The 6,148-nt window shown below is 33.5% G+C and carries 2 protein-coding genes; both read right to left on the bottom strand.

Translation table 11 applies throughout. The features are described from left to right. The coding region (locus ACEN2I_RS19740) for an amino acid adenylation domain-containing protein (protein WP_441767800.1) at positions 1-5,837 on the bottom strand (5,837 nt) is incomplete at its 3' end. Between the two features lie 8 nt (positions 5,838-5,845). Further along, a partial coding sequence (locus tag ACEN2I_RS19735; RefSeq protein WP_441767799.1) for a phosphopantetheine-binding protein occupies positions 5,846-6,148 on the bottom strand: 303 nt, incomplete at its 5' end.

Raw genomic sequence — 6,148 nt, 5'->3', positions numbered from 1 at the left:
CGTTCACCTTCTTTAAATGGATTTGCTATAAACTTCTCCCGAGTTAATTCTTCCCTGTTTAAATAACCTCGGGCGACTCCTGCTCCTCCTATAAATAATTCTCCAGTTATTCCCACAGGAACCATATTTTGATTATCATCAAGTATGTAAATTTGGGTATTCGCTATTGGTTTTCCTATGGGAACTATTTTATCAATATCACCACAAAAGGTCGTAGCACAGATACTTGTTTCAGTCGGGCCATAGGCATTTATATATTTACCATTTTGTGAAAAAAGTTTTACCTTCTCTAATGGCGCTTGTTCTCCTGCGGTTACTAATATTTTTATACTTAAAATTTGACTAAAATCTAATAAGGCAAAAAAAGCTGGCGGTAAGGTAGCAATGGATATTTGATGTTTTTCAATATAATTTACAAAGAAATTAATATCAAATTTATTTTCTTCTTCTATTATACATAATTTTGCTCCCGATAATAACGATATAAAAATCTCCCATATAGAAGCATCAAAACTATGACTTGCAAATTGTAAACAAATATCACTCTCAGTCACTGGAAAAGATTCTATTTGTGACAATATTGTATTGACAATAGAACCATGCTCTATCATAACTCCTTTTGGTTTACCTGTTGTTCCTGATGTATAAATTATATATGCTAAATCATCGGCATTTATAGCTATGTCAGGTAAAGTATCTCCATACTCAGAACTATCTTCTTGGAACGAACCAAAGAATAAAGCATCTATGATAATACTACAGTTACTATCATTTTTAATGTACTCTTTTCTTTCTTCGGGATAATTAGGATCTATTGGCACATAAGCCGATCCCATTTTTAATATTGCTAAAAACGAAATAATTGACCAGTCACTACGATCCAAAATTACTCCAATAAAATTGTCTACATTGCTTTTTATATTAGATAATAAGTAATGGGCCAATTGATTTGATCTTTTACTTAAATCTCTATAAGTCCATTCATTACCATTATAAAATATAGCTATCGCGTCTGGGCTGCGCTCCACTTGTTCCTCAAACAAAGTTACTAATGACTTATTTAAAGGGTAAGATATTTGTGTATTATTAAAAACATTTACTAGTTGCTGTTTTTCTTCTTTACTTAATATACTTAAAGTCTCAACATTTACTTCCTCTTCATTCGTAACTCCATCTACAAGTTGAATTAATGCTTGTTCCATATACGCAAGTATGCGATCTGCACTAAGACTTTCATCCACTAATACTTTTAATCCAAACTCAACGCCAAAATCATCTACACTTAAATTAAATGGATAATTTGTTCGTTCATGACTTTCAATAAGCGTTATACCTAAATCTATATCTTTGGCATTGCCTTCTTCTGATATAGAGGATGAGGAATGGCGATAGTTTAGCAAAGCACTAAATAAAGCACTATCATTGGAGATACTACTCCAGTGATGAACATCAGATAAAGGCGTTTGTTCATACGATAATAATTCTTCTAATCTTTCTTTTACTTCCCATAAAAACTCCTTGACATTCCCTTTTAGTTTCAACGCAACAGGAAGTGTATTGATAAATAATCCTAAAGAATCAGCAGCTCCTAAAGAGCCCTGTAACCGTCCTGAAAATAAGGACCCAAAAACAGCATATTCTTTATTGCTGCATCTCGCTACAACTAAACTAAAAGCAGCATGAAATAATACCGCAGGACTCATACTAAGTTTAAAACAGATATTACGCAATGTTGTACTTAGCTCTTGAGATAGCATACTAATAGACTCTTCGATACCGGTACCATCACCTAAAACGTTGGATAGATTAAACGGGTAAGTTGGTTCTTCTATTCCGCTAAATAAAGATCTAAAATACGATTCCCCATTATTGATTGATCGTGCATGTAAGGTGTGACCAATAAAATCCCGATATAAAATAGGTGTTGGAAGATTTGATCCTTCTCCTGATAAATACAATATTACTTCTTCCATAATTCTTTCTAAACCAACGTGATCCATTATTAAATGATGTTGGTACACTATTAAGTAATAACATCCATTAATTGGATCATCAGCCAATTTCAATTCCAATAAAGGAGCTTTAGAGATGTCCATCCAATGACTACCAGAAGTGATAAGTAACTCCAATTGTGGCAAAATAGCTTTGGAGGTATCTAAATGTAAATCATCTAGTGCTAAAGTTGCTTCTCGCAATACTACTTGGACAGCATTTGGTAAATCATCACTTATAAAACAAGTACGTAAAACATCATGACGGTTCACTACAAATTGCAGTGCCTCAATAAAAGCCATTCGCTTTACTACGTTCGTAAAAGAAAGCAAACTTGGAACAATATACAGATCTCCTTGATTACTATTGCTCATCAAATTATGAAAATGAATTCCTTCTTGTAGAGGAGATAATGGATATATGTCTTCAATATTTGAGACTCCACCTGGAACTATTGCCACTATTTTATCTAAATCACTTTGAATAAAATCAAGTAATGGTACCATTGATGGAATAATGGCATCGCTAGTAATTTTAATTCCATTAGCTGGAACAACATACATTGAAGATATGGAAGATAACTTATCACTGATGCAAGCTATCTTAGGGCCAGCAAAAATATCTTTTACATATATATGAAAATTCAATGCTTGTAAACGAGATATTAATTGAACAACTAATAAACTATGTCCCCCAAGCTCAAAGAAATTATCGTAGATTCCTATCTTTTCTATACCCAATAATCCCTGCCATATAGTGACTAATTGATTATCTATTTCGTTACGAGGAGCACTGTATTTATGAGTTGACAAATCTGAGTTCTCCGGATCCGGTAATGCCTTTTTATCCAACTTTCCATTACTGGTTATTGGCATTGCTTCTAATGAAACCCAAATCATAGGAATCATATATTCAGGTAAACGCAGCTTTAATTGTTCTTGTAGTGCTTCTTTATTTAATACATCTGTCATGACGACATAACCTACCAGACGCTCAGTATTATTTACATCTTTTTTGGCCAAAACACAACATTGGCTAATCCCCGATAATGATAATAATACATTTTCAATTTCTCCTAATTCAATACGGTAGCCTCGAATCTTGACCTGATCATCTTTTCTACCCATAAATTCAAGGCTGCCATTGGGTAACCAGCGTGCTAAATCTCCCGTTTTATAAATTCGGCCTCCTTCTATAAAAGGATTGTTTATAAACTTTTCTTGAGTTAGTTTTTCAAGATTTAAATAACCTCGCGCTACTCCTGCTCCTCCAACACATAACTCACCAATTACTCCAATAGGTAAAAGATTCTGTTGCTCATTTAGAACATACACCTGAGTATTATCAATAGGTCTTCCAATGGATACAATATCTTTTATACCTCCCTGGAAAGTTGTTGAACAAATACTTGCTTCTGTAGGACCATAAGCATTAATGTAATTGTAATGTTGAGAAAATGCCTTAGCTAATTCTAAAGGTATTGACTCTCCAGCAGTAACAAGAGTGTTAATACTTTTTATATCTTCAACCGATAATAATTGCAAAAATGAGGGTGGTAAGGTTGCAAAAGTAATTGCGTTGTTTGCTATAAAGTTTCTAAAAAAGTTAACATCTGATTTTTCCTCTTCTTTTATGATACATAAACGACTACCGCTAAAAAGGGAAATAAAAATCTCCCAAATAGAAGCATCGAATGAAATACTTGCGAATTGTAGACAACTATCTTTATTCGTAATTGAAAAAGCAGAAATTTGAGATAGAATTGTATTTATGATACTTCTATGCTCAATCATTACACCTTTCGGTTTTCCAGTACTACCTGATGTATAAATTATATAGGCTAAATCATCAGGGCTTATATTAATCTTAGGTAAATCATTAGAATATTCAGAACGATTCCTTATGAATTCTTCTAAAACTAAGCCATCTAAGATGATAGAACAATTGCTGTCTTTCTTTATAAATTCTTTTCTTTCTTCAGGATGTTTAGGGTCTATCGGAACATAAGTCCCCCCTGTTTTTAGTATCGCTAAAAATGATATAATTAACCAATTACTGCGATCTAAAACAACTCCAATTTGACTACCTCTATTTGTACAATTAATAGATAATAAATAATGTGCCAATTGATTGGAGCGTTGATCTAACTCCTTATAACTTATTTTCTCTTCTTGATAAACTAATGCTATAGCAGCTGGTGTTTGTTTGACCTGTTCAGTGAATAAATCTATTAGAGTTTTATCTTGAGGATATGCAACATTGGTACGGTTAAATTTATTTAATAATTGATTCTCTTCATTTTTTGTAAGCAAAGATAGATTGCTTATAGGTTGAGTAATATTAGATGAAATGCTAATCAACAACTCACGATAATTCAACAGCATTCTTTCTATTGTTGTCTTATCAAATAAGGCTGTACAATATACTAAATCAAATAAAACACAATCAGCATTTTCAGAAACATTTAATACTAAATCAAATTTAGCATTTACGATATCAAATTCATATTCTGTTAAGACAAGACCTTCTAAGGTTTCCCTGTTTTCTCGGTTTTCTCCAGATATAGTAGGTGTGTTCTGTAAGACAAATAACACCTGAAACAACGGTGTCATACTCATATTCCGGGTCGTAATCACACGATCAACCACTTTTTCAAATGGTGCCAGCTGATGATCATACCCTTCCAAAGTGGTCTGTTTTATCCTGGACAATAGCGCTTTGAAACTCGGGTCTCCGCTTAAATCACTGCGAAGTGCTAAAGTGTTCACAAAAAAGCCAATCATTCCCTCTAAATCTGATTGTGTACGATTCGCAATTGGTGTTCCAATACAAATATCCTCCTGTCCGCTGTAGCGCGATAACAATACTTTAAAGGCGGATAATAACAACATAAAAAGCGTAACGCCTTCTTCTTTACATATAGAATTTAATGAGTCACTCAGCTCTTTTCCCAGTTCTAAAGAAACACTGTCTCCGTCATTACTCTTCTCTACAGGACGATTATAATCCGTCGGTAAAGACAAAGTACTTACTCCTTGCAATTTTGATTCCCAATACGATAGTTGGTCTTCTAAAACAGCGCTTTCTAAATACTGACGCTGCCAAATGGCATAGTCGGTATATTGCAAACTAAGTTCCGGTAAAACTACCGGACGACCAGACTGCAGGGCACTGTACAATTCCATAAATTCATTCATCAAAATTCCTTCTGACCAGCCATCACTTGCAATATGGTGAAAAACACTTGCTAAGACATATTGATTGTTTCCTAGATCATATAAACACGCTCGTAGCTTGTAATCTTTCGACAAATCAAATGGACGCATCAGATAATCCTCCAGACTGCTTTCCAGTATGGATATATCCTGTATTTCTAATTTTTCTAATGACCAGTTTTCTGCATTGATAATTTCCTGATAACCGATTCCGTCTTCTGAAAGAAACATACTGCGTAAAACCTCATGACGAGAAACAATTTCATGTAGGGCTTTTTCCAATATCGATACCTCTAATGCTCCTGTTAGACGAAGGACAGTAGGTATGTGATATTCCGTACTCCCTTGTAACTGATCCAAAAACCACAGTCGTTCCTGACTAAACGATAAGGGAATCTTCTTAATGGAATCTCGATTGTAAGAAGTAATTTTTGATAAAGTATTTTTTCTATTTTTTACTTGACGTTCCTCAATATATTTAACTATATGAATTTTATTGCCTTTTATTTTTTGTAATAAATCGGGATCAATAATAGCTGCTGATTTAACTGTTAAATTACCCTTATTTACTTCTATTTTTACTTTTTTATTATGAGCCTCTTTTAAAATATTTAAAATTTCTATATTCATTTTTAAAATTATATTTCCAAAGTTATATTGTAGTTTTCTTTATCTTCTGTGTCGCCATCAAAATCTTGTTCAAAAAAATCAATGAGAGATGCTAACTCTTGTACTGTTGTATGTTCAAATACTTCTTTAATTGAAACCTCTATCATCAAAACCTTTCGAATCATGGAAACCAAACGTGTAGCCAGTAAACTATGACCACCCAATTCAAAGAAATTATCATGAACTCCTACTCGTTCTACTCCTAACAAATTCTGCCAGATTGCTGCTAACTGCGCTTCGGTTTCATTACGGGGTGCTACATATTCTTTACT

Origin of the sequence: Flavobacterium sp. W22_SRS_FK3, from assembly GCF_052113665.1 — a bacterium.
GTDB lineage: Bacteria > Bacteroidota > Bacteroidia > Flavobacteriales > Flavobacteriaceae > Flavobacterium.
This window is presented reverse-complemented; position numbering and strand designations above follow the sequence as displayed.